A 26,073-nucleotide genomic window follows, 5' to 3' on the forward strand; every position below is an offset into this window, starting at 1 on the left:
CATATCCGTGCTAGATCCGTTTCATGATCAGTTCCGATCTTCCGTTTGACCTGCATGCGCTGAAGGTTTTCCTGCAGGTCTGTGAACACACCACGATGGCGGGGGCCGCGCGTCGGCTGGGTATCACGCAATCGGCCATCTCGCAGGTTATCAGTGATCTGGAGCATCGGCTGGGCGTAGTCCTATTCGACCGGTCGATGCGTCCGATCGGCCTGACGGCAAGCGGTGCCCTGCTGCGCGAACATGCCCTTATCCTGACAACGGAGGCACGGCGGGCCAGCATCAGGCTGCAGGAACTCCAGCGCGGGCGGCCCAACCTGCTGCGCGTTGGAATTATTGACAGCCTGTCCCGGGCGCTGCTGCCCCCGTTAACACGTTTCCTGCGCGAACGCGCGGAGCGTTCCGTCATTCTTTCAGGCCCTACGGAATCTCATTACGCCGCACTGCTCGGCAGGCAGATGGACCTGATCGTGGGGGCAGGGGATCTGGAGGACATGAATGGCCTGGAATGCTGGGTCCTGCTGGAAGAGCCGTATGTCCTGCTATACCCCGCAACCGGACCATACCCGGACGGGCCGAAGGCGTTGCAGGAAATCAATCAATATATGCCATTCATCCGCTTTTCCGCCCGTTCGCGGATCGGGCAGGATATTGAACGTTACCTGCGCCGCCTGCGTCTGGAGTTACGTTACAGTCTGGAATTCGACTCTCCGTTCGGGGTCACGTCAGCCTGCATGGATGGCGGCATGGCCATCACGACACCACTATGCATGCTTGAATGCGGGGAAGCAGTCCCGCACTTCCGTTGCATGGCCCTGCCGGGACCACCTGCACGGCGGCAGCTGACACTTATTGTCCGCAAAGGTGAACTGGGAAGGCTTCCGTTTGATCTGGTCCAGACACTTCGCCAGCATCTGCGCGACAGCGTGCTGCAGCACCTCAGGCATTTCTGCCCCGATGAAGCAAAGTTCCTGAAGGTACCCGCAACAAGGGTGCCGGATCACGGCTGACATCCCCGACGCATCTGGCGGCGTCCGTGGGCCGGGCGGGATATTCGGCGGATCATCTCTCCGTGTCGAGGTGGAACAGCCCTGCCGCCGTGGCGACACGCAGGCGCTGCCCCACCACATCCTATGACAGGATCATGTCGACCAGCGCCATGACGGAACTGCCCAGTTCCCTATCCTCATCAAGGGCGGGCACACGGTCACGTATGGCCTTCTGGACGGACAGGATCCCCTCACCAAGCGTATCCGTCACGCCACGCAGTTCCACCGCTTCAGCCGACAGAAGCAGTTCCATGGCAACCATATAATGAAATCTCCTGACGATATCCTGCGTTTTCGAAATGACACGCGGCGCCATGGAAGACTGGTCTTCAATCCCGTCGGATACAGGAATGGGGCTGAGTGAAACGGGCAGCGCCAGATGCCGGATTTCAGCCTCCATCGCGGATATGGTTTTCTGGAGTTCCGCATAACCGCCCCGGTTCTGCCCTTTTGCAGCAAGGAAGCGCGGCAGGTCGGATACGGCGGGAGACATGATTTTCATGCAACGATGCGCCGTGCCGGTGGCGCAATGCGCGATCGCCTGTCCCAGCCGCTCCCACGACAGGACAAAGGCTGTCATATCAAAATTACCCGTCGTCACGATCCTGCCGGTATCGGCCAGAACAACAGGATTATCAGCCGAACTGCCCAGTTCGATTTCGGTTGCCTGACGGGCTTCGTCCAGTGCGTGCATGAATCCTCCCCATACCTGGGGAACGCAACGGTAACTGAGGGGATCCTGCAGGCGTCGCGCCGCCCCCGGTGCCCACAACCCGCTGCCGACCAGCAGATCGCGCAGGCATGCACCGGCACGCTGCTGGCCCATGGCGGGGCGTGCCGCAAGCCCTTCCTCGTCCAGGGTGGCAAGGTTGGCACGAAAACCTTCAAAATTGAGTGCTATGGCCCGTAATGACCATGACAGGGCGCGATCAGCATCTTCCAGACACAGACACGCGGCCCCGGTCGAAAGGCTGTTCGTCGCAATCAGCGCGTGACCATCCTTTATGCGGATATCAAGCGGTTCCAGTCCCGCACGCGCCAGCGCCTCGGCCGCGGGCATTATGCTTTCCCCATATTCAGCCAGCCCCAGGCCCATCAGGCCCATGCTCATATGGGCAAGAGGCGCCAGATCCGCGGCCCCGATGGATCCCCACGCCGGAATGACGGGATGCACGCCCGCATTGAGCGCGGCAACAATGCCTGTCACGATCCCTTCGGATGCACCGGTGCCGCCTGCTGCCATGCCGCTTACGCGGGCGGCCATCATGGCGCGGACTTCCTCACGCGGGAGGACCGGCCCGACCCCGACGCTGTGACTGTGGGGTACGCGTTTCTGGAAGGCGATCATGTCCGCATCAACCAGCGCCGTATCGACACTGGCGCCCAGCCCGGTGTTCAGTCCGTAAACGACCCGGTTTTCCGCCACATAACGTTCAACGACCGCGCGCCCGGCACGGATCCTGCACATCCCTTCGGCGCTCAGGGACAGCTTTGCGCCACGACGGGCAATATCGGCGATATCGGTGATGGAAGGTGCTGCGGCCCCCATGCAAATGTCATGTGCTTTCATTGGAATGATATCCGTAATTGATGGGTACTATGGGTAGGGATCGGGATGACACTGTCCGGGGCGGGGTCAGTGTTCCTTCCATCGACCGGGAAGGTCCACGGGCAGGTCAAAAAGATCGATTATGCGCGCTGAAGTATGGCAGATAATGTCTGAAATGCTCTGGGGACGGGGATAGAACGCAGGCACCGGGGGCATGACAATCCCGCCCATTTCAGTCAACTGGACCATATTGCGGCAGTGACCGAGATGGAGCGGCGTTTCCCGGAACATGACAACCAGTCGCCGCCGTTCCTTCAGCACGACATCCGCTGCCCGTGAAATCAGGTTTCCGCCCAGCCCGGTTGCGATTTCAGCCAGCGTCTTGGCCGAACAGGGGACCACGATCATGCCGGCAGTGCGAAAGGAACCGCTGGCCACGGGGGCGGCAATATCACGGTTGTCATAGGTATGGTCCGCAAGCGCCTTCAGGTCATGCACCGTCAGGCTGGTTTCATGCCCCATGGCCAGCATGGCGGAACGGGAAATGACCAGATGGGTTTCAATACCCAGATCATGCAGGATTTCCAGCACGGTGGCGCTGTAGCCGAAACCGGAGGCCCCGGTCACGCCAACAATGATATGTTTGCGGGCCGGTATGGGCGTTGTGTCGGTCATCAGTAATGTTCCAGTTTTTCCTGCAGGGTGGCAAGGACATCGGCGGGAATACGGACCCGTTCGGAATTGCCGCCCCGTTCGCCATCACCCGGCCTGCGACACGCCACGATCCCTACCTTGGTAATGGTCAGGTTTTCATGCACGGGGTCGGCCCGGTCCGCCTTCATGCCGGGCAGGACCAGCAGGTCCTGATCCCCCCGGAACCGGGCTGCGATCGACCATTCGACCTCCATGGGATTTTCCGGATCAATATCATCATCGACAGCAATGACATGCTTGAGCAGGTTGACCTGACCCATGGCGAGTATGATCGCGCGCTTCGCCTCACCCGGTCGTGGCCGGTGCATGACGATAATGGCATGCAGCCTGCCCATTCCCCCTTCCGTCACGACAACGCGGCGCACGCAGGGGATGAGGCCCTGCAGCAGCCGCAGGCAGACGGCTTCGATGGCGACAGCCCCGATCAGGCAGTGTTCGGGCGCAAAGCCGGGCAGTATCGCCTGATATATGGGTAAGCGACGGGTTGTGACACACCGGATTTTCCCGCCTGTCCCGAAACCGTAATGGGCATAGAACCCGTGAAATTCCGAAACGGTCTTTTCTTCAACCTGATCGCGGGCATCGATATGCCCTTCCAGCACGATCTCGGCTTCTGCCGGCACCTCCAGGGGCACCGTGCGGCACCTGACCAGACGTAGCGGTTCGCCAAGCAGGGCGCCTACACTGTCGAATTCGTCATCACCCAGTCCCAGATAGAGCTGGGATCCGATCAGGACCGACGCACAGTTTCCGATGCTGACCGCTATGGGCAGTGTCGTGTTCATGGCCGCGGCTTTTTCCGCCAGGATGTTCAGGTGGTGGTTTCTGGCGATCCCGACCATGATCCGCGCGCCGCCGTCCAGTCTGATCCGCGCGATGGAAACGTTCCGTCGGCCTGTTTCGGGATCCCTGGCGATGATGACGCCTGCGGTAATATAAGGCCCGGTTTCATGCTCGAACCATGTTGGGACAGGCAGCAGGGTCGCCAGGTCAGGTCTGTCGTCATGGACCATTTCCTGTACGGGTCCATCCTCCACCACAACAGGGGGAAGGGAACGGGACAGGATGTCTTTCAGGTGACCTGGCAGCGATGCCTCCGTCACACCCAGCAGCGTGGCGATCCGCTGGCGGGAGTTCAGCACATTGCCCGCAACGGGCATGGCGCAGCCATGGACATGTTCGAACAGTTGTGCCGGTCCCGTACGCCGCAGCCACAGCAGGCCACTGATTTCGTAACGTGGGTCCGTAGCTTTCCTGATGCGGTGCAGGGCGCCCATCTGTTCCAGGCGGGAAAGATCGGCACGGAAGCTCTGTGCCAAAGGGGTGGACATATCGCCATTTCTCCGCAGGCCCCGAATTCCCATCAACCGGGGCACTTACGGTCATGATACGGAACGGCGTTGCGTAATATTTATATCAAAATCCGGACAGATGATATCATGCTGCCATCAGGGAGGGGCCAAGATGCGCTTTACCACACTTGCCCAGGCGTTGGCTGTCATCTGGTTTCATTCCGTGCGGGAGGCTGCCGCCGCACTCGACAGGCCCGTATCGAGTGTGGCGGACGCGCTGGAACGTTTTGAAAGCCGCCTGGCGACGCGCCTTGTATACACGGCGGCGTCAACGCTGTATCTGACCCCGGCGGCGGAGAAACTGCGCACGATATTACCTGACTTCATCACAATACTGTCGGGCATTGTCGCCCTGCATGGTGACGGACTGCCGGAAGATGGCAATGATACCGTATCCGTACTGCATCGTGCCGCACGCTTTCCACTATCGCTGACCTTCATTGAACGTTTCGTTACCGTGGCGGAGGCCGGCAGCATCCACCATGCCGCAAATCGTCTGGATATTCCCCAATCCAACCTGTCACGACAGATTTCGCAAGCGGAACAGCAACTGGGACGACATCTTCTGTCCCGATCCAGGAATGGCTGCACGCTTACACCGGATGGAGAGGCATTCTACCATGCCATTCGTCCCCTTATCCGCCAGATACATCTGCTGACAGCCCATGCAGACCAGCGTTTCAGCCATGCGCTGCGGGATATCCGCTTCGGCACCATTCTACCCATCAATTATGAAAGCAACCTGACCTCCAATCTTGCGCAGCTTGTCGCTGGCTGGCAGCACGCCTATCCGCATCAGAACCTGCTGATCAGCAGCGGAACCGCCGAAGACCTTTTCAGGGATCTGAAATCAGCGATGCTTGACATCATCCTGACCGACACCACGGTTTCCACGGATGTGTTTGAAAAACGTGACCTGTTTGCGTCCGAACTGGTCCTTGCGGGTCCTGCGCGGGTCGTCGGCCCCACGGCGTCGGTTCCGGATCTGCTCGCCGCACATCCGATTGCAGTTCCCAGCCTTAAAAGTGGTCTGCGCCAGAGTGTCTGGAAAACGCTGGAAACCGTCATATCGTTTGAAAACACGCAACCCGTTATCGTGGAGGTCGATGCCCTGCCGATCATGCTGCGTCTTATACTTGATCACGGCTATCTGTGCGTTTTACCGCAGGATGCGATTAAAAACCTGACTGCACGCATTGGCTGGCTACCCCTGCCATACCAGCCGAAGGTATCGATGCGCCTTGTATGGCCCAGAATGCCGAAAGCGCGTCAGGCTGCGGACAGGATCATCACCCTGCTTGGCTATGCGCCGGCGGGAGAAGACGGCTCCACGCCGGAACGTACCATGGATACCGGCGTTCAAAAGCCAGCCATGGCGTCATGTAGCAAAATGGGAACCTTTTGATTTCCCGTCATATAGGGAGACAGATGGAACCATCCGGATCAAATCACGTGCCGGAAAACGCAGGCCGTGGAAAATGTTATGCCCGATCCGCACTGTATTTTTTTATATAGGGATCAAAAATATTGACCCGAAGGAAAGTTCTTATCTAGGCTACGAGTCCCATTAGGTACCCCTGATGTTTGATGGATCAGACAACAAATGCCGATGTTGACACTCAGTCCACCGACAGACCAGTTGCCGTCATGGCTGGCGCAGGCAGGAACAGTCGCCGCTGAAATCGGCGCGCCTGATTTCTACTGTCGTCTGTTATCCCTGCTGGAAACGTTGATTCCGCATCACTCATCCTGGATTATTTCCTATTCAACCGAAATGCATCCGGATGTCATCTATACCAATGGCGTCTCGATGGTCGTTACGCAGTGGTATGTTGATGCATATCGTAATTTTGACCCATTCTGGCGGATGTGGAAACATCGCCGCATGGCTGGCGTCATCACGCTGGAACGGCTTGATACGGCAATCAAGGCCGATATCTATACAGATCTGTTCCAGAGAGAGGCCGGGTTCCGGGATGAACTTGGCGTCATATTGCCCAGTCAGGGCAATCACTCCCTTATATTGTTCCTGCAACGCAATGACGGCGTGTTTACACAGTCGGATATCAATCGTGTCCAGACCGTTTTCCCCATCATGCAGGGACTGCATCAGGCGCATGTGAACTTTCTGTTCAACATGATCGATGGTAGCGGCATGGCCGACAGCCGTCGTGCGGTGATGATTCGCGACCGAAGCGGTGCATGCTGTTACAAGACTGCCGGATGGGATGTTTTCGCCCGGACCTTTCCCGATCGGGTGGGGCAGATCATGGACTATTCCCGGACATGCCAGACGGGGGAGGCCGCACAGCGTATCGAATTTGAAACAGGCATGACTGTTCAGATAAAAAACCTGGGGGAATATTACCCCCTCGCGCCGGGGGCGACGTTATACACGGTCGAATGCATGGATCGTGCCAGAGTGAAGGCGGCCGATATCACCCGGCTGGGTCTGACCAACCGGGAAAGCGAGATCCTGTCCCTCATCCTGGCGGACAAGAGCAGCGGCGAAATCGCACAGAAATTACGTGTCAGCAAGGGCACGGTCAAAAATCACCGGGCCCGTCTTTATCGCAAGATAGGGGTTACGTCCGAACGTGCACTGATCGCCTATTTTGCACGTGCGGGCTGATAGCCGGAAGACAGGACTGTCGGTTGCCCCGTCTCCAAAGCCGTGAAATGGCACGGGCATGAAAGACCATGTCCGTGCCGTCGCGCGCTTCACGCCCGCACCCTTGTCTTGTCCGGATCAAAGTGGGGAAACCGAACAACGGTGGCGTTGATGCGTTTCTGCTGCCCGTCAAGCTTGCCGATCTGAACCGCCGTGCCGATTTCAGCCTGCGTTACATCCAGACGTGCAAGTGCAATGGTCCGTCCCAGAAGCGGGGAGCGCACGGAACTGGTCACGACACCGACCTGTGCCCGGCCGATATAGACGCCATCACCATGGTGTACGGCCTCATGCCCCTCGATATCAAGCCCGACCAGACGGCGCAACGGGTGGGCCCGCCGGTTTGCCAGCGCTTCCCTGCCGATATAATCGTCGGTTTTCCGGGCCGGAGTGGTAAAGCCGATTCCGGCCTCGAACGGATCTGTCTGGTCACAGAAATCATACCCCGCAAAGACCAGACCGGCCTCGACACGCAGCAGGTCCAGCGCCTCAAGTCCAAGCGGACGCATGCCATGGGCTTCGCCTGCACCCCATATGGCGTCCCATACATCGGTTGCCTGGGCAGGGTGGCACCAGACTTCGTATCCCAGTTCACCGGTATATCCGGTACGCGACACGGTCACCGGAACACCCCGCGCGTCGCCGATGCGGCCAGTGGTAAAGTGGAACCATTTCAGTTCATCCAGACTGGTATTATGTTCGGGAGTAAAGATGACCTTGCGCAGGATATCCCGGCTTTTCGGGCCCTGAACGGCTATATTATGCAAGGCGTCAGTCGAAGACTTGACCCAGACCTTCAGCCCGTGGCGGGTCGCCAGTTCCCGCAGCCATACCCCGCAGTAATCGTCACCACAGACCCAGCGGAAATTGCGTTCACCCAGGCGAAAAATGGTTCCGTCATCAATCATGCCGCCGTGCTCGTAGCACATGGCGGTGTATACCACCTGTCCTACGGACAGTTTGCGGACGTCACGTGTAACGGCCATCTGCATGAGTTCTTCCGCGTCTGGCCCGATGACCTCGAATTTCCGCAGGGCGGACAGATCCATGATGGCGGCCCGTTCACGGCATGCCCAGTATTCGGCAATGGCGCCTTCATTTGAAAAACAGTTAGGCAACCAGAATCCGCGATATTCCACGAAATTGCGGGTCAATGCCGCCGTGCGGTCGTGGAATCCGGTCTGGCGTGTCAGGATCGGGGCGGCATCAGGTGTCATGCGGTGTGCAATTCCTTTTGGAAAGCTGCAGGATCGGTCATAAATCCGGATATGAATGTCAGTCGGCTGCCATCCATTGGCTTCATCAATGTCATCCGCGCAGGAGGAAGACGCACAAATCAGATCGGTAAGGGCGCGGAACAGGACATAGTCACCCGGACGCGACCATGGTTCATCTACCGTTATGGCGCCGTCCGGCATTACGGATGTATTGAAAAACAGATTGACAGCAGGCCAGCCATAACGGGGGGCGACCCCGTGCGGCTCCAGCGCCGTGTTGAAATTGTCGGTGCAGTTTGCATGCCCGAAATAACCGGCATCATCATAATACTTGGCGGTACAGGCCTGCAGGAAGGTATCATGCCGGCCAACGGCATCCTGCACGACCTCGACAAGGGGTTGCATGGTTTCATCAAAATACTTGGAATGAAGACCGGGTGTTGAGGATGACAGCCCCATCAGGGTCCGGGTTGCCGTCATGTCCAGTCCACGCTCCACACCCTGTTTCAGGGCATTCGCATCAAACGCCAGGAAATCCGAACACTGTTTGCCTGATACATCGATGATCTGGATATAATCCCCTGCTTTTACAAAGTAACTCCGCGCGGTGGCGGCGGGAATACGCATGCTGGCGATTTCAGGCGCAAGGGGCAGGGGCAGGTCGTCAACGGGCGTATCCGTGCCAGAATGGATTTCGATGGACAGGGCCGTCGCGGGCAGCCATTCTTCTGCTACCGTTCCGGCCGGGGCATGCGCCAGGCATGTAACAGGACGGTGCGCGGTGACCGAGACAACCGTGCCGGTTTTCTGCGCCCCGGAAAAATGAAAGGACTGCCACTGCCGGGTGGACAGACCTGCCGCCTGAAGCTGTTCAAGCAATGCGGCGCCCTGGTCACTGGACGTCAGTACATCCGTCAGGGAACGGCCCGCAGCGGGATCGGGTGGGTCCAGAACCGCACCATCACCCAGTATGAACAGGTCCACTGGCTGCAGCCCTTCCGGGTCGATCAGGCTGACCCAGTCACCTGCATTCAATGTAAAATAAGTAAAACCGTTGCCCGGCAGTCTCAGGCGTCGCACGGCAGATTGAGGTGTTTCGCTCCTCACTACATTCATGACGGATATATCCTTGTTAAGCCGTCAGACTGTCGGATCCAGTCTCAGCCTTGTGGCAGTCGGGCGCAGGGTGCATCCGGGAATACGGAAATAGCGCGCGCAGGCCTGCGTGAACTACAGAAAACGGCACGGCGGTGTTGTTGAGGAAATGGATATTTCCCGAATTCTGCTTACGGGAAAATATTTTGTCAATAACATTTTGATTTCAAAACAACGCGCCATAAATATTTCTGCCCGGTGGCCATCACAACCATAGGCGGAAAGATGCGTCCGCCGCCATGATGTGGGTGGAACTGTAATGAATTGGAGCAAATAATACTTATTTCTGCACAAAATTATGCATTTATGCCTAAAATATAGTCATTTCTGATCATGATACTGGACGATTATGTGCCATGAGGCATTATTGCGTCCTCGGAATGGTATCACTAGCATCATCATGTCTTCTCCACGAATGCGGAGAATACTTCTGGTAGCCCACCGTATTCAGGCGCGCTGCCACGGGGCGTTTTGATATAAGCTGCTTTGAGAAGGAATGAACATGACCAAGCGGGTTGGTATTATCGGAGCGGGTCCCAGCGGTCTGGCCGCACTGCGCGCATTTGAATCCGCCCGTAAAAAAGGTGCCGAGATTCCTGAAATTGTCTGTTTTGAAAAGCAGGCGGACTGGGGCGGTTTATGGAATTATACATGGCGTACCGGGCTGGATGAATGTGGTGAACCGGTGCATGGCAGTATGTACCGGTTCCTATGGTCGAATGGCCCCAAGGAATGCCTGGAATTTGCGGATTATTCCTTCGAGGAACATTTCGGGCGTGAAATCCCTTCCTATCCGCCACGTGCCGTACTGTACGACTACATTACGGGCCGGATCAGCAAGGGGAACCTGCGTGATTACATCCGTTTCAGAACGCCAGTCCGTGGCGTGACATGGGACGACAGGACAGCCAAGTTTACGGTTACGGTCGAGGACCTGGAAAAGAAACACGTCTATACCGAGGTATTCGATGACGTGATCGTCGCCAGTGGCCATTTTTCAGTGCCCAACGTGCCATCATTTCCCGGTTTCAACAATTTTCCGGGCCGTGTCCTGCACGCGCATGATTTCCGTGACGCCAATGAATTCAAGGACAAGGATCTGCTTATGATCGGCAGTTCCTATTCCGCCGAGGATATCGGCACGCAGTGCTTCAAATACGGCGCGCGCTCCGTTACCTTTTCATGCCGTGGCAAACCCATGGGGTATGACTGGCCCGAAGGATTTCACAAACGTCCACTGCTGGAGCGCGTGGAAGGCAATACTGCATATTTCATTGACGGCAGCACAAAGAATGTTGACGCCATCATCCTGTGCACCGGCTACCGGCATCATTTCCCTTTTCTGCCTGATAGCCTGCGCCTTGAGACAAACAACCGGCTTTATCCGCTGGATCTGTACAAGGGCGTATGCTGGATCAAAAATCCACATCTGTTCTATCTTGGCATGCAGGACCAGTATTACACATTCAACATGTTCGACGCGCAGGCGTGGTTTGCCCGTGACGTCATAATGGACCGCATTCATCTGCCACCTGCCGCAGACATGACGGCCGATACGCTGGAATGGCGTGCACGGGAGGAAGAGGCTTCGACCCCGTATGAAGAAATCGATTTCCAGACCGACTATGTCCGCGATCTTATCAGCCTGACGGATTATCCTCCCTTCGACCTCGACCACGTGGCCCAGAGCTTCAAGGACTGGAAGCACGACAAGGTCGAGAATATCATGACCTATCGCGATAAATCCTATGTATCGGCCCTTACCGGCAAGCTGGCGCCCGCGCACCATACGCCATGGATGGAAGCAATGGACGACAGTCTTGAGGCCTTCCTGAAGCAATAAGGGGGACAGTCCCCATGGCCCGAACGCCTGTTCGTGAACAGGGGTCGTGAGCGCAAGGGGAGGGGAGGAGACCTTCCGGAATCAGCGGGTATGGGTCAGCGCAGAAGGATGGTAGGAATTTTTCTTCAAAGGATATTTATATTCCTTATGGTTGACTTTCGTGGGTATCCTCTTATCGTAACATCGATTTCCTTATTTCAGGTGTAACGGGATAACATCTGGTTACACTGTTATATCCTTCATGTTCATGCGGTAATAAATAAAACGCATCAGTATGAATGTTTTGTTCAAAATGAAAATCACATGGCAATTGGGGAAAATCGAACATGACCTATAGCTGGCGGCATAGTGTTCTTTCTGATCGACATTCTACCCTGGGGTCTTCTCTCGAAGACTGGAATGGCATGGGGACTGCATGGACCTATGACAAGGACGTGCAGGATGACTATGTCGCCATACGCACGCGTGCCGGTCTTATGGATGTATCCGGCCTGAAAAAGCTGCATCTGGTCGGGCCGCATGCTTCGGGCATACTGGATTATGCGACAACCCGTGATGTCCGCAAGATTACACCGGGCCGTTCAGCCTATGCCGCGGTACTGAACGATCAGGGAAAATTCATAGATGATTGCATTCTCTATCGCACGGGACCCAATAGCTGGATGGTCGTGCATGGTGCCGGCGCGTTGCATGAAGTGCTGGCGAATATGGTCGTGGGCCGCAATGCAAGCCTGCTGTTTGATGATGACCTGCATGATCTGTCCCTGCAGGGACCTGTTGCCGTCGATTTCCTGTCCAAACATGTCCCGGGCATTCGGCAGCTGAAGTATTTCCACCATATGCAGACAACACTGTTCGGTGCGCCGGTCATGATTTCCCGTACCGGCTATACCGGTGAACGCGGTTATGAAATTTTCTGCAAAGGAGAAAATGCGCCCCTTATCTGGGACAGCATTCTTGCCGATGGCAAGGAAATGGGTATCGTGCCGACCTGCTTTACGGCGCTCGATCTGCTGCGGGTTGAAAGCTGCCTGCTGTTTTATCCTTATGATAATTCAGAAATATATCCATTTGATGAATACCCTGCTGGTGATACCCTGTGGGAACTGGGGCTTGATTTCACAGTCAGCCCGAAAAAGACGAATTTCCGGGGCGCCGCCGCGCATTTCGCCCTCAAGGGACACGAACGGATCAAGATATATGGCCTGCTGCTCGACACCGACGCCGTGGCACAGGCTGGTGACGCGGTTTACGCACAGGGCCAGAAAATTGGCGTTGTGACCTGTGGCATGTTTTCAAGCCTGACCGGCAAGTCCATGGCCCTTGCCCGGCTCCTGCCCTCCTTCGCCACGGAAGGCAAGCAGATCGAAGTCCATTCCGGTCAGGACGCCCTGAAAGGCATCACCCATTCCCTGCCATTCGACGATCCGCAGAAGACAAAAAGAACGCGCAAGGATTGAAGGGCAGGCAGGCGCGAGGAAATTGAACTGTTCTGTTTCGAACATGTCTGGTCGGCATGACCAGCAGCCAGGAAGCAGGGCGGTTTCTATGGCAGGAACGTAATATGGATTCAATTTCCGGTTATCATGCGACCCTATCGTCTATTGATGTTCTGTCACCTGATCTGCGCCGGTTCGTGATATCGGCCAGGGAAGGGGCGTTTCCGGCGATATCGCCCGGCAGCAATGGTGTGTTTGCGTTTGGGAACAAGGACCGTATCTGGAAAAATGCCTATTCCATTGTGGAAAGATCGGATGACGGCAGGTCACTTCATATCATTGTCCGTCGGGCCGCACCCTCACGCGGAGGCTCCCGATTTTTATATGAACATGGAAAAGTTGGCCTGGATATTTCCGTAACGGGACTTTCCAATCGATTTCCTATCGTCAAGACCGCGCAACGGCATATACTTGTTTCAGCCGGAATAGGTATTACGCCCTTTTTATCCTACATGAACATGATGCAGAAAAACGGCATGGACTTTTCCTTGCATCATTATGTCCGGCCAGCCGAAAAATCGGCTTTCAAAGCATTGTTATCATCATATGACCCGTCAAAAATCATTTTCCATGAAGGCCGGGACGGTGCGGTAGGGACACTGCATACGATTCTGGCGAATGAACCGGTCACATCCCATCTTTATGTCTGCGGTCCGGACAGTTTTATGGAATGGGTCAGGGAAACGGCGACGGATGTCGGCTACGTCCCTTCGAAAATTCATTATGAACGATTTGTATCGCCTTCCGGCGGCCGTGTTTTTGATGTTGTACTGGCCCGCAGTGGAAAGACCATTACGGTCCAGGCGGAAGAAACCCTTCTCGAGGCACTGGAAGGCGCGGGCATACAGGCGCCATGCATGTGCCGGGGTGGTGCATGTGGAATGTGCCGCGTGGCTGTCCTGGAAGGCGAAGCCGAGCACCGTGATCATGTCCTGACCGAAGGCGAGCGCGAGGAAGGCAAGGCAATCCTGACCTGCGTATCACGTGCCAGGTCGCGTTTCCTGAAGCTTGATTTGTAAAAAACAGATCGGATGGCGAATAGACAATGATGCAGGAAATCCCCTTCAGAACGGCAGGAAGTTACCGGGCCCCATATAATCTGGAAAATACCACGGCAACGGTTCTGCGGTTCCCGTTTCCCTTTCCTGAAGACCGTTACATGTATTCGATGAATGTTGAGCCGCATGTCAGGGAAGGGGAAGTTGACTCGCTCCGCAGGACATTCGACGTTGATGAACACTATATTGTGGAATGTCAGGAAAAGGCGCGAATCCTGTCCGAAGACCCCAGGCGGTGCATCGTTCTGCCCCATATGCATGAGGCGGAGTGGGATTTTGTCGAACTGGCGATGGAAAGCCTGTCTCAGGATTATCCCGATCTCTTTCATCTTGCCCGGAATGGCCGATACTGGCACTGGATCAATCGCCCGCTGGATATTGACCAGCATTTTGTTTTTGGCGATGCGGATACACTCCCGCATGGGCCGTTTGCCTTCATGGCACGCCAGATGCAGGGTGATTTCACCCTGCAGGACCAGCGCGAGAACGACCTGTGGATGGACGGGGGAATGGTTACGTCTCAGGCCGACTGGTCCCTGAAATTCGATCTGGGCATGTCATTCAGGCAATGGCATGCTCCGGTGCCCAAAGCGGGTGAAATGGGCATCTTTGATCGCGCGTTGCGCTTTCTGCTCATGCTTCAGCATGGCAGGCCGGTGCGGCGCCTGAACTGGACCATGACCATCAATCCCCGTCTTGATACGTCGCCTGAGAATTTTACAATCTGGGGGAAAGACCGCGCTACTGTAACAAATGAAAATGCGCAGGATCTGGTACATCTACGCGTGGAATTACAGACATTGTTTCGTCTACCACGCTCCAATGCCATTCTTTTTTGTGTCCGCTGCTACCTGCTGCCGCTGCGTGAAATTGCACTGGTGCCCAAATGGCGTATCCGCCTGCATCGTGTCCTGCGTGACCTTGATCCTGCATTGTCCGCGTATAAGGGACTTGATTTGTACCGGGCTCAGGCGGTCAGCTATCTGTCGCAATTTGACCATGGTGAAACTCTGACCTGCGGCATAGGACCGGAGTAAGGATACGGTTCAATGCTCCGCCATGACACCACGGCTGCTGTCAGGCCTGAATATCAACAGATCCTGCGGCTCCATTGATCGGGGCCTTATGTTCGACCTTGCGCCAGGCGTTCCCTCTGTTCCATAATTTCGGCGAACAGGCATATCGTGACAGTTCCATGACCGGCACCAGCACGATACGCCTGAACCATATTCCAGTCTTACGTCAGAACATGCGCACCGCTGCCCCGAATGCGGCACGGCGGATTACCTATTTGACACCAAGATAGTTGATATGCCGTTTGGCCGCTTCATCATGGGCGTCTTCGTAGCCCGCATCGGCATATCGCATGATACCAAGACTGGTATCATTGGTCAGGGTTTGCCCCAGCCGCTCATCGGCCTGCTCCGAACCGTCAGCAATAACGGTAATGCCCGAACTGGTCATGTAACCGGCATATCCACCGCCACCGGAATGAACCGCCACCAGATCCGCCTGGGATGAACAGGCAAGCATCGCATTGAGCAGCGGCCAGTCGGCAATGGCGTCAGAACCATCCTTCATGTTTTCGGTCATGATGTTCGGGTGCGCCATGGCGCCGGCATCCAGATGATCACGGGTGAAGGCCACGGGGCCCGACAGGATGCCGTCACGCACCATCCGGTTTACGGCCAGCCCAACCTGGGTGCGGGATTCATGACCGATCCACGCAATGCGCGCAGGCAGCCCCTCGAAGGGAATGTACTGACGGGCGAGAGTTATCCAGTTAACAACCGACGCATCATCCGCAAATGTTTCAAGAAGATAATCGTCTATCTTACGGATATCTTCCGGGTCATTCGAAAGGGCGATCCAGCGGAACGGACCGATGGCGCGAGCAAACAGCGGGCGCAGATAGGCTTCGGTGAAAATGGGGATGTCAAACGCGTCACTGACCCCGGCCTTATGGGCCTGGGTGCGGATCAGGTTCCCGTTATCAAAGACAACCGAACCCTTCTTGCGGAATTCCAGCATGGCCCGCACATGATGCACGATGGACCGGGAGGAAAGCGCCATAAGATGGTCTGGCTCCTCACGGCGGAGCCGCTCGACTTCCTCAAAACTGACACCGGCGGGAATATAGCCATATACCAGATCATGTGCAGATGTCTGGTCCGTCACGATATCCGGCACGATGCCGCGCGCCAGAATTTGGGGGAAGATTTCAGCAGCATTTCCCACCAGTCCGATCGAGCATGCTTCCCGCTTTTCCCGGGCGGCCGCGATCATGGCCAGTGCTTCATCCAACGTATCCGCCCGATGCTGCAGGTAACCTGACTGAAGACGCTTTTCGATCCGTTCGGGATTGATTTCCACGCACAGGATCACAGCCCCCGCCAGCCTGCCGGCCAGGGGCTGCGCCCCACCCATGCCACCCAGACCGGATGTCAGGATAAGACAACCGGCAAGGCTGCTGTTGAAATCCTGCTCCGCAATACGGCGGAAGATTTCATATGTGCCCTGAATGACCCCCTGTGACCCGATATACTGCCAGTCGCCAGCGGTAAGCCCACCCCAGCAGATCAGGCCCATCTTTTCCAGACGGTAGAATTCCTCCGCCTTGGCCCACTGACCGATCATGTTGCAGTTCGCCATGACAATGATGGGGGCTGCCGCATGGGTCTTGACGACCCCGATGGGCTTGCCGGACTGGACAATCAGCGTTTCATCATCTGCCATGGTCTTCAGCGTGGAGACAATGGCGTCATGTGAAGGCCAGTTGCGCGCCGCACGTCCCAGCGCCGCATACACGACGAGGTTATCAGGATCCTCGCCCACGCTCAGGACATTTTCAAGAAGACGCAGCAGCCCTTCCTGCCGCCAGCCCCGGCAGCGCAGCGTATTGCCCGAGGTTACCGAAAAACGTTGCTGCGTCATGATGCCTGCTTCTTTCCTGTTATGGCATAGGATGCGAGTTCAATGCCCAGCGCACGTTCAACCGGCGGATACACCGCCGGATCAATGACGCTGGATGAAAGGGGGAATTTGGTCTTGTCCACATGGAGCACAAGAATCTCCATGCCTTCTTCCACTTCGCCTACGCTCAGCGGATAGCCATCGGTATCAAGGGTGGTGATCACGTCGGGAAAGGATGCAAGGCGCTGGCCGTCCGGCGTGTTCACCGCCATGTATTCGTTCATGACATGCAGAATGACGGCGGATGACCCGCTGCCGACCGTTATGGTCCCGATGTCAAAGGCTTCATCGGTGTAGCGTACGGCTTTGCGGGTTACCTGACCCTGCGCCATGATGCAGCCATCCAGTTCGCGCACGATCGCATCAATAACGGCATGGCCACTTTTCTTCTGGGCCTGAAGTATGGCTTCACCCAGTTGCAGCGCACGGGAAATGCCACCTGCCGCCGCGTGGGCCCGTACGTAGGCGGCGGGCAGCGGGTTGCGGCACGAGGCGATAAATCCGCCCGACATGTCCGACGCCGTACGCAGGATGGGAGAAATACGCGCGGTCGCCCCCTTTGCCACCATCTCGATATAGGCGTTGTTGGTCCGGTTGCCGCCAACGACCGCCTGAATCATGGGAAGAGGAGAATTGGCCATGCCGATCGAGCCCATATCTCCGGTCGGGTGGGCGCGCATGTCTCCCACGGCGTCGACCACCTTTGTCCCGAGGATCGCACCCGGAAGCCACGCATTCAATGTGCTGGATTTACCATTCTGGCCAATCATGAGGCCATGGATCGGTGCGCCCAGTTCCTTCTGCACCAGCTTTACGGCATTGATGTAATCAACGCCCAGCATTTCCCAGTGCGTTGTGCTGGCGGGGGCGCCAATGGCAGCCGCAGTGGCGATGATCGCATCATCGGCGATTTCATCCATGCTGACCAGTTCGGGCTGGCCAGCATTGACCGCGGCGGTACCCAGCATGCGGCCGTGTTCGACCCATCCACCGCCGCCACAGGCGAAAACCGAGCCACCGTGAATGGCGGCTTCGACATCTCTGGCTACAAGTATTCTACCCACAGTGAGACCTCTTGAAAGGGTTGGGATATTTCATTGGTGCGCATTCAGGGCATGCGGTCAGCCGCCATGATCGCATCTGCCAGCACGCGTGTGCCGTTGGCTGCATCATGCGACGTGATCCATTCATCCGGGTCATGGCTGCGGCCATCACGGCAGGGAATGAACAGCATGGCGCTGGGTGCGATGCGGGCCATGAAGGCTGCGTCGTGTCCCGCACCGGATACCATGCGGCGACTGGACAGCCCCAGTATCCGCGCTGCCGTCTCCAGTTCCCCGGCGAGAACGGGGTTGCAGGCTACCGGGCGGGTATCCGACTGTATTTCAAAGCCCGCCAGCGTGACATGGGCGTCCGCAGCCAGGTCTGCCGCAGCCGTACGGAATCTGGCCACCAGCCGTTCACGCGTTTCGCGTTCGCTTACGCGTATGTCAATGACCAGCCGTGCCTGACGGGGCACGACATTCGAGGCATTGGGCTGGACTTCCATCACCCCGCACGTGGCCGTGACATGGCCTTCACCCGATCGGGCGGCATCACGGGCGAGGTGAGAGACGGTAGTGACCATCCCGGCCGCCGCAACCAGCGCGTCCTGCCGGCAATCCATCGGGGTGGTGCCAGCATGATCCGCACGACCGGCAAAAATGACCTCGATCCGGGTCACACCCACAATGGCGTCCACAATGCCGATATCCGTGCCTGCACGTTCCAGCACGCGACCCTGTTCGATATGAAGCTCCATGAAGGCCGCTATATCGTGGCGCCGTGCGCATGCCAGGTCGGCCGGGTTGCCGCCCATGCGGGTCATGGCATCCGCCAGGCTTTCCCCCCACGGTGCCCGCAGGGCAAGATGCCCGGCCGTGAGGCTGTCGGTCATGCCCCGGCTGCCAATGCATGACAGGCCGAAATCGCTGGGTTCCTCGGCCAGAAAGTCGATCACCTCGAAATGGTGCGACAGGGCCGCGCCGCAGTCCTGCATGGCACGGGCGATTTCCACCCCCGCCAGCACGCCGAGGATCCCGTCGAACCGGCCGCCTGCGGGCACAGTGTCGGAATGCGAACCGGTCATGATCGTACGCGCGCTCGGCGACGCCGCGGTCCTGCGCCCGATCAGGTTGCCGGCCGTATCAGTCCGGCAGGTCAGTCCCGCCTGTTCAAGACGCCCGCACAGCCATGCCCGTCCTTCCAGGAAACGGTCTGAAAAGGAACGGCGGGTATAGGGGCGATCGGGATCGGTAATCGTACCCAGTTCCATAAGGTCTGCCCATAACCGCTCGGGCTGGATATGGGAGGAGAGGGGAAGGGCCATCATCCGTTCCCTTCCGGGGTTACGAACTGTCCGTGACCTGGCGCGGCGAGTACCTGCGTGCCGTCGAACACCTGCGTCCCGCGCAGGTAGGTGGCGGCGATGCGCCAGTCCAGCGTGCGGCCTTCGTACGGGCTCCAGGTGGCGAATGAATTGCCACTGGCTCGGGGATCATAGGTCCAGCTTTCGCGACGGGCGACGGTAATATCGGCGTCACGGCCAATGGCAATGCCACCCTTGCGCGATGTCAGGCGGAACAGCCGCGCGGGGTTTTTCGCCAGCAGCCGCGCGGCCAGAACAGGAGATAGATGCCGCCGGGAGAGTTCGCTTAGGAAAAGAGGATAGATAACCTCCAGCGATGGCGCACCGGATGCGTTTTTCAGCATGTTGGGGTTGGTCTTGCGTTCCTCGCTCCATGAAACGTGATCGGTTGAAACCACGGTCACGTTACCGGCGACAAGGTGCGCCCATATCCCTTCCACTTCCCGGCGGGGGCGAATGGGGGGATTGATCTTGGCCTTTCCCCCCAGACGCGCGACGTCATTTTCCTCATCCAGCGTCAGGTAATGGATGCAGGCCTCGATCGTGGTATCGAATCCCTGCCGACGATAGGCGGCGCACAGTTCATATCCGCGTTCGATGGAAGCATGGACCACATGCGCGGAACAGCCGGTCGCGGCGGCGAGTTCATAGATTTCGGATGTCGCCAGCGCTTCGGACAGGGCCGGGCGCGACAGTCCATGCGCCCGCCAGTCGGTAATGCCTTCTTCCTCCACACGGCGGATATTGGCGCGCACCATTTCATCATGTTCATTATGTACGCCTGCCGCCAGGCCACAGCGCGCAACCGCGGCGAAACAGGCCGCCAGCAGATCGGCCGGGATACGGGGAAAGCGTACAGGATCCGTGCCGAAGGTCGAGAATTTGAATGCGCAGGCCCCGGCTTCCGCCATGTCGGGAATATGACGCGGGCCGTCATGGGGCGCGATGGTACCCCATAGGGCGAAATCTACCCTGGCCTGCTCGCCTGCCTCGCGTGCCTTCAGGCGCAGGTTGTCTGCCGTACAGACCAGGAAGCCATCATCATATGGCATGTCGGCGATGGTGGTTACGCCACCGGCCGCAGCCGATCGTGTCGTCCAGATGAAATCTTCCTGTCCCTTCTGGGATCGGGAATGGACCTGTGGATCGATCGCACCGGGCAGGAGCAGGGCATTGCCATGGTCTTCCGTTTTCGCGGCCTGTGGTGGCGTGCCCTGACCGAAACGGGAAATACGGCCATCATCAATGGCGATCCAGCCATCGGACAGGACAGCAGCGGTGGTAACGACCGTTCCGGTCAGGACAAGGTCATGCATTTTCATGCTGCTCCTCTATTATGCCATCAGACCCGAACAGCAGGCTGGACGGGCATGATGCAGCGGTTTCGGTGGAAAACAGGACCTCACGTGCGGCTTCAAACACGTCGCATAGCGGGATCAGGTCATTGACCGGCCCGATCCGGCCCGCCAGTCGCCCATGCAGCAACCCGGCCAGCCCATGCAGGCTGTCCGCATGGCCTGACAGGTGTACGGCCTGAAAGGCTGTAACCGCTTCCTGTGCGATCAGCCGCTGCAGCAGGGCGGTCTGCAGCTCCAGCGCCTGTCCGATGAGGGAAAGATTGGTTGCTTCGTCTTCAACGCCGTTGGCGACGGGCACCTGATACAGGGATGCGGGGGTACCTTCGCGCATTATGCGCATCGTCAGGTCCGCCGCCAGCTTGGTCGCCGCGCCGAAAGCGATATCATGACCAGCCAGAAGCGTAAGGTTGCGGGGCAGGCCCGACAGGTCATCGCGGCACATGACCAGAATGCGCCCCATTGAACCGCGGGCGTAATGCGCCACGGCCTGGGACAGCATCTGTATGTCAAGCGTCAGTTCCAGTGGGAGCGACGCACCCGATGTCAGGATCTGCCCATCCACCACTAGTGGATTATCATCGCAGTGATTGAAGGCATGATCCAGCGCGGCCTGCGCCCGCAGCAGGGCCGATAGCAGCGCGCCAGCAATCTGGGGCAGGCAGCGGAAACTGAGCGGATCCTGAATATGCCCGCGTGAATTCCAGTCATCCTTGCGCGTGGCATGCATGAGAAAGGCGGAGACGCGTTTTTCTGCCACCGTCCCGTTGGCATGGGCTGCCTGCCATGGGGTCCGAAATGCCGCGAACCCTGCGCAGGCAAGAGCATAGACGCCCAGACCGAGCGGCAGGCTGGCGCGCAGGTCGGACACTGCGAGCGCCGCCGTCGCAACGGAAAGCGCATTACTGGACAGGATGGTCATCATGTCTTTCGGGCCGGGCACGACAGGTGACAGCCCGTGGCGACGCAGGGCGGACAGGGCGGGTTCCACCCCTTCATGCTCCGGCGTCGTGACGTTTCCTTCACCCAGCAGGACCTGCCCGACATGGGACATGAGCCCCACATCTGCACAGCCGATCGAACCATACATGCGCACGACCGGCGTGATCCGGTCATTAAGCAGGTTGCATAGCGCGGTGGCCAATGCAGGGGATGCGCCGGTCTGGCCGCTCAGTATTCCGTTGAGGCGGATGGCCATGGCCGCCCGTACCGTGCGCACACCGAAATCCGGCCCGACCCCCAGCGCGTGTGAACGGAGCAGGCGCCGGGCATAGGCCGTGCCATCATCGGCAGGAATGTCGCAGTCCTTGAAGGCGCCCACCATGCTGGTCGTGCCGTAGATCTCGCTGCCGCCTTCCATGCCGCCCAGAAGGACAGCGTGTCCCGCAGCGGCACGTTCCAGCCCTTCGGGCGACAGGATGACACGGGCGCCATCGGCTATCCGCGCAACATCCGTCAGGCACAGGGCATGCCCTGTCAGAATAATGTTACTGTCCCGTTTCATCCCTGGACTTTCCTGTTGTGCACAGTCTCGCATTAATGGTGTTGCCGGTCTCATGCTTATGTTTACGCAAGTCATGCTTCAGGCTGCACAAACCGGCGCGCGGCCAGAATGGTGGCCACAATCGCAGGAATTGACGTAAGGGTGACGTAAAGCGCCGGGGCCAGGGCCATATGCGCCCGTACCGCCATCATGCTCAGGAACGCCGGTGCAAATCCGCCAAAAACGGTCATGGCGGCATTGTAGCCTATGGCAATGCCGCTGGCCCTGACATGGCGGGGGAACAGGCTGGCAATCCCCAGCGGGGCAGCCCCTACATACAGCGCCACGAACCCGCACAGTCCGGTTTCGACAGCAATGGTAGCGGCCAGGCCGGGGCCATGGGGCAGGGCAGCCGTAATCAGCAGCGGCATGATGGCCAGTGCAAGCGCGCTGCAGCACAACATGCGCCATGGCCCGATCCGGTCAGCCAGCCAGCCCGCCACAAGGGAACCGGCTACAAGCGCCACGTTACCAGACATGAAGGCGACATAACTGGCATGGGCCGATACGCCGAACGAGTTCTGCATGTAAAGGGGCAGGTAAATGATCAGGCTGTAAGGCGCAGACGCCCATAAAATAGAAATACAGGCTGCCAGAACGATATTCCTGCGGTATTTTGTAAAAAGTTCGCGCAGGATTTCCTTCCTGCGTGGTGCCGCGCCAGCAGGCGGTGCATCCGTCAGAACGGAGCGACGCAGATAGATGCCGACTGGAATGATGGCAAGGCCGATTGCAAAAGGCAGACGCCATCCCCAGGCATACAGTTGCGTATCACTCAGGAAGCCGGTCAGCACGGTGGCCACACCTGCCCCCATCATATTGGAAAAACCCATTGTGGCCTGCAGGTATGATCCTGACAGACCGCGCTGGTGAACCGGGGACTGTTCATTGAGGAAGGCGGCCGCGCTGCCTATTTCGCCACCTGCGCATATGCCCTGTAACAGCCGGGCGCAGCACAGGACAAAAATGGACAGCCGCCCCATATAGGCATAAGGCGGGTCCACAACGATCAGCGCCGCCCCTGCACCCATGAGAATACAGGTGAGGGACAGCGCTTTCCTGCGGCCGTGCAGGTCGGCATAAAGGCCCATGATCACGGCGCCCAATGGCCGGGCGACGGTGCCCAGACCAAAGACCAGCAGGCTTTGCGTCAGCTGGGAAAAACCGTCTGATACAGGAAAGACGGCCTTGCCTATGTACCGCGCAAAAAGGGCGTAGATCGTGAAATCATACCATTCCAGAAGGTTGCCAATGGAAGCCGCCAGGATCAGATGACGATGCGGGCTACGCGATATCTGCACGGTCGTATTCCTTCATGACAGGGGATGACTGCCCGGTGGAAAATCAGAAGTTCGTGCTGATCGTGCCGAAGAACTGCCGCGGCGCACCCATCAGGAAATAATTGTAACCAGCCGTAAAGGTATTACCCAGCTCATTCGTGGTCGATACATAGGTCTTGTTGAACAGATTATAGACATTGAAGCTGGCGTTGATGCCCTTGAGGATCTTGTAGTCCCCGAAATTGTAATGCATGCCGAAATTGGCCAGAAAATAACCGGGCACATGTGCATCGTTGGTATAGGTCAGCTGGCGGCTGGAGATGTAGTTGCCATCCAGGTTCGCCTTGAAGCGATGCCATGTATAGGAAATGCTGCCCTTGTACATGAAGGTGGGGTAGTTTGGCACCAGCTTGCCCCGTGTTGGTTCAAGCCCGCTGGATGTCAGGACATTCTGGTCATACGTGGAATGGGCGTAGGAAAAGGAGTTGTAGATGGACAGTCCGTTAACCGGACGTACCGTCAGGCTGGCTTCCGCCCCGTTGGTGGTCACGCCACCGACATTGGAAATGGCGGTCTGGGCATTGATCCCGTGTCCGGAAGTAATCAGCTGGAGACGGTTGGAGAAATTGACACGATAAAGCGAGACCAGTCCGCTCAGGACAGGGGTGTTGTACCTGTATCCCAGTTCATAGACCCAGTCCTTTTCAGGACGCAGGTTGTTTTTGGTTGACTGGAACGCATTCTGGGTTTCCGTCCAGGGCGTTGCGGATACGTTGGTTGAAAAACCGTCTTCCGGATAGGTACGCATGTTCTTGGAAACATCAAAGAAAAGTTCGTGATGCGGCAGGAAACGCCACGCAGCCGAAACCTGCGGCAGGAATGCATCCGATGCCGTAAGGTTCCCCTGTGCGATCAGTCCATCATTGGCCGCGACGTTCTGTGTGGGCACGGTATTGCCCGCCGATACGATCATGGACTTGAAGCCCGCATTGATCTTCAGGTTCTTCATGACCTGAAATGTATCCTGCAGGTGGAAGGTAAATGTATTGCTGTGGAAAATTTCCTGCCATGGCGTGGCGAATACATTGGATGGATAACCGTCTGTCGGGTTGCCCAGCGTACCCTGTCCCAGCAGGGGCGCCTCGGCAAAGGAACGCCCTTCGGTAAAACGACCGTATTCGTACCACACGCCGGCATTGATCTTGTGGCGTGCGATGCCGTAGGTCACGGCAGTCACGAACCCGCCGCGCTGGATGCCGGGATCCTGCACACGCTGGGACAGGGGCGCGCCATTGGGGGAAGGCATGTACGGCGTGGTCCATGTGCTGTAGCCACTGTCACCATGGCCATAGACCGTTGTCTTCCAGTTCAGCTGAGATGTCAGGTTTTCATCCAGCGTAATGCCGCCAAAGTAATCCACGCGGTTGGCCGTGCCGGCATAATAACCCGCATCATACGGATCGTTGGATTTCAGGTACTGGGCGGGATAGATACCTTGGGCCGCCTGATAGGCCGCGGTATAGTTTGGGTAATAGTTCGCCAGCTTGGGGCCGATCGTATTCAGGTAGTTCTGCGTCATGTCCTGATAGTCGAACTGCTGGGTTGAACTCCAGTCAAAGAACGCCTTGAGCGAGGAATCATGGGGCAGGGGCTGGACAATCTTGGCATTGACCTGATCGGAATAATCATACCCTCCGCCCTTCCACAGGTTCATGTCCGTACGGGCATAGGATGCGTAGAAGCGTGTCCCGCTCCTGTTCAGGTCGCCACTGTTGATGCGGGCGAAGGTGCGGAAGGTCTGGTTGCTGCCGAATGTCTGTTCCACCGTCCCGCCACGCTCATGGGAAGGGTCGATGGAATGGAACTGGATCGCACCGCCAAGGTTGCTGTTGGACGCGACGTCCACCGCCCCCGCCCCCTGTGACACATCCGCACCACCCACGTTGTCGGTGGTTATGGCGCGGGTGATGCTCAGACCATTGTAGTTATTGAACTGCTGGTCACCCAGGGGAATGTCATCCAGCGTGAACCCGATCTGGTTCTGTGAAAATCCACGCATGTACAGCGAACTGGAATATTCATAAGCCCCAAACGGATCGGCGGACTGATACACGATGCCCGGCAACTGGTTGAGAACCTTCATGGGCGATGTGCCCGGTACGCTCTGTTCCATCATGCTGCGGGTGACACTGGTCATCTGTCGGGTGGAACCGTGTCCGAATACCGAAATGGTCTCCGGCCGGGTGCGTGCCAGCGTGCTCTTGCGCGCCTGTGCCACATGCCGGGTATCTGCCTGCGGGGAATGGGTGGCATGATCGATTGGCGCGGATGGGGCGGCAAAAGCGTGGTATGGTACCCATATCGATACCGTGGCCAGAAGTGTGGAACGCACTAGATTTTTCTGGAAG

The 26,073-nt window shown here is 57.7% G+C and carries 18 protein-coding genes; 7 read left to right on the forward strand and 11 right to left on the reverse strand.

Going from position 1 to position 26,073, the window contains the following annotated elements; genetic code table 11:
* The first annotated feature begins 23 nt into the window (after positions 1-23).
* Positions 24-1,010, forward strand: a complete 987-nt coding sequence (locus S101446_RS03865) for a LysR family transcriptional regulator (protein ID WP_087607670.1) — start codon at positions 24-26, stop codon at positions 1,008-1,010.
* A 121-nt stretch (positions 1,011-1,131) separates the two neighbouring features.
* Here S101446_RS03865 and S101446_RS03870 read toward each other — a convergent pair whose 3' ends face one another.
* The 3 genes from S101446_RS03870 to S101446_RS03880 all read right to left on the reverse strand — a co-directional run bounded on the left by S101446_RS03870 (position 1,132) and on the right by S101446_RS03880 (position 4,643).
* Positions 1,132-2,619, reverse strand: coding sequence for an HAL/PAL/TAL family ammonia-lyase (locus S101446_RS03870; protein ID WP_167376417.1), 1,488 nt, complete (start codon positions 2,617-2,619; stop codon positions 1,132-1,134).
* Between the two features lie 66 nt (positions 2,620-2,685).
* Complete coding sequence (locus S101446_RS03875; protein WP_087607672.1) at positions 2,686-3,273, reverse strand: UbiX family flavin prenyltransferase; 588 nt, start codon at positions 3,271-3,273, stop codon at positions 2,686-2,688.
* Positions 3,273-4,643 (reverse strand): UbiD family decarboxylase, encoded by a 1,371-nt coding sequence (locus S101446_RS03880; RefSeq protein ID WP_244184478.1) that lies wholly within the window; start codon positions 4,641-4,643, stop codon positions 3,273-3,275. Before S101446_RS03880 ends, S101446_RS03875 begins: the two co-directional genes overlap by 1 nt.
* A 133-nt stretch (positions 4,644-4,776) precedes the next feature.
* On the opposite strand from S101446_RS03880, the gene S101446_RS03885 reads away from it, so the two are divergent.
* Together S101446_RS03885 and S101446_RS03890 are read left to right on the forward strand one after the other, a co-directional pair.
* Positions 4,777-6,069 carry a LysR family transcriptional regulator gene (locus S101446_RS03885; RefSeq protein WP_167376418.1) on the forward strand — a complete coding sequence of 431 codons (1,293 nt, stop codon included), beginning with the start codon at positions 4,777-4,779 and terminating at the stop codon, positions 6,067-6,069.
* A gap of 198 nt (positions 6,070-6,267) precedes the next feature.
* Positions 6,268-7,296, forward strand: a complete 1,029-nt coding sequence (locus S101446_RS03890; RefSeq protein ID WP_087607674.1) for a helix-turn-helix domain-containing protein — start codon at positions 6,268-6,270, stop codon at positions 7,294-7,296.
* Between the two features lie 89 nt (positions 7,297-7,385).
* Here the strand turns inward: S101446_RS03890 and S101446_RS03895 are convergent, their stop codons facing one another.
* Positions 7,386-9,668: a DUF1989 domain-containing protein gene (locus S101446_RS03895; protein WP_087607675.1), complete on the reverse strand. Its 2,283-nt coding sequence runs from the start codon at positions 9,666-9,668 to the stop codon at positions 7,386-7,388.
* Positions 9,669-10,209: 541 nt separating this feature from the next.
* On the opposite strand from S101446_RS03895, the gene S101446_RS03900 reads away from it, so the two are divergent.
* From S101446_RS03900 to S101446_RS03915, 4 genes are all read left to right on the forward strand, one after another.
* On the forward strand, positions 10,210-11,550 hold the full coding sequence (locus S101446_RS03900; RefSeq protein WP_087608822.1) for an NAD(P)-binding domain-containing protein: 1,341 nt from the start codon (positions 10,210-10,212) through the stop codon (positions 11,548-11,550).
* Between the two features lie 326 nt (positions 11,551-11,876).
* The gene (locus S101446_RS03905) at positions 11,877-13,010 is read left to right on the forward strand and encodes an aminomethyltransferase family protein (RefSeq protein WP_087607676.1); all 1,134 of its coding nucleotides are present in this window, start codon (positions 11,877-11,879) and stop codon (positions 13,008-13,010) included.
* A gap of 104 nt (positions 13,011-13,114) precedes the next feature.
* The gene (locus S101446_RS03910) at positions 13,115-14,068 is read left to right on the forward strand and encodes a PDR/VanB family oxidoreductase (RefSeq protein ID WP_087608823.1); all 954 of its coding nucleotides are present in this window, start codon (positions 13,115-13,117) and stop codon (positions 14,066-14,068) included.
* A 149-nt stretch (positions 14,069-14,217) separates the two neighbouring features.
* Positions 14,218-15,144, forward strand: a complete 927-nt coding sequence (locus tag S101446_RS03915) for a heme-dependent oxidative N-demethylase family protein (RefSeq protein ID WP_279629055.1) — start codon at positions 14,218-14,220, stop codon at positions 15,142-15,144.
* A gap of 250 nt (positions 15,145-15,394) precedes the next feature.
* On the opposite strand, the gene S101446_RS03920 is transcribed toward S101446_RS03915, so the two are convergent.
* The 7 genes from S101446_RS03920 to S101446_RS03950 all read right to left on the reverse strand — a co-directional run bounded on the left by S101446_RS03920 (position 15,395) and on the right by S101446_RS03950 (position 26,057).
* Positions 15,395-17,041 carry a urocanate hydratase gene (locus S101446_RS03920; RefSeq protein ID WP_087607678.1) on the reverse strand — a complete coding sequence of 549 codons (1,647 nt, stop codon included), beginning with the start codon at positions 17,039-17,041 and terminating at the stop codon, positions 15,395-15,397.
* Positions 17,038-18,144 carry a DUF917 domain-containing protein gene (locus S101446_RS03925; RefSeq protein WP_087607679.1) on the reverse strand — a complete coding sequence of 369 codons (1,107 nt, stop codon included), beginning with the start codon at positions 18,142-18,144 and terminating at the stop codon, positions 17,038-17,040. Before S101446_RS03925 ends, S101446_RS03920 begins: the two co-directional genes overlap by 4 nt.
* A gap of 44 nt (positions 18,145-18,188) precedes the next feature.
* Entirely contained in the window at positions 18,189-19,451 is a 1,263-nt protein-coding gene (locus S101446_RS03930) for a Zn-dependent hydrolase (protein WP_208620550.1), read from the reverse strand.
* Entirely contained in the window at positions 19,448-20,809 is a 1,362-nt protein-coding gene (locus tag S101446_RS03935; RefSeq protein ID WP_087607680.1) for a dihydroorotase, read from the reverse strand. The genes S101446_RS03930 and S101446_RS03935 overlap by 4 nt, the downstream gene beginning before the upstream one ends.
* Complete coding sequence (locus tag S101446_RS03940) at positions 20,796-22,346, reverse strand: aromatic amino acid lyase (protein ID WP_157684813.1); 1,551 nt, start codon at positions 22,344-22,346, stop codon at positions 20,796-20,798. The genes S101446_RS03935 and S101446_RS03940 overlap by 14 nt, the downstream gene beginning before the upstream one ends.
* A 71-nt stretch (positions 22,347-22,417) precedes the next feature.
* On the reverse strand, positions 22,418-23,686 hold the full coding sequence (locus tag S101446_RS03945; protein WP_087607682.1) for an MFS transporter: 1,269 nt from the start codon (positions 23,684-23,686) through the stop codon (positions 22,418-22,420).
* A gap of 43 nt (positions 23,687-23,729) precedes the next feature.
* Positions 23,730-26,057, reverse strand: a complete 2,328-nt coding sequence (locus S101446_RS03950; RefSeq protein ID WP_244184483.1) for a TonB-dependent receptor domain-containing protein — start codon at positions 26,055-26,057, stop codon at positions 23,730-23,732.
* Between the last annotated feature and the right edge of the window lie 16 nt (positions 26,058-26,073).

Origin of the sequence: Komagataeibacter europaeus (assembly GCF_002173515.1) — a bacterium.
Taxonomy (GTDB): domain Bacteria; phylum Pseudomonadota; class Alphaproteobacteria; order Acetobacterales; family Acetobacteraceae; genus Komagataeibacter; species Komagataeibacter europaeus.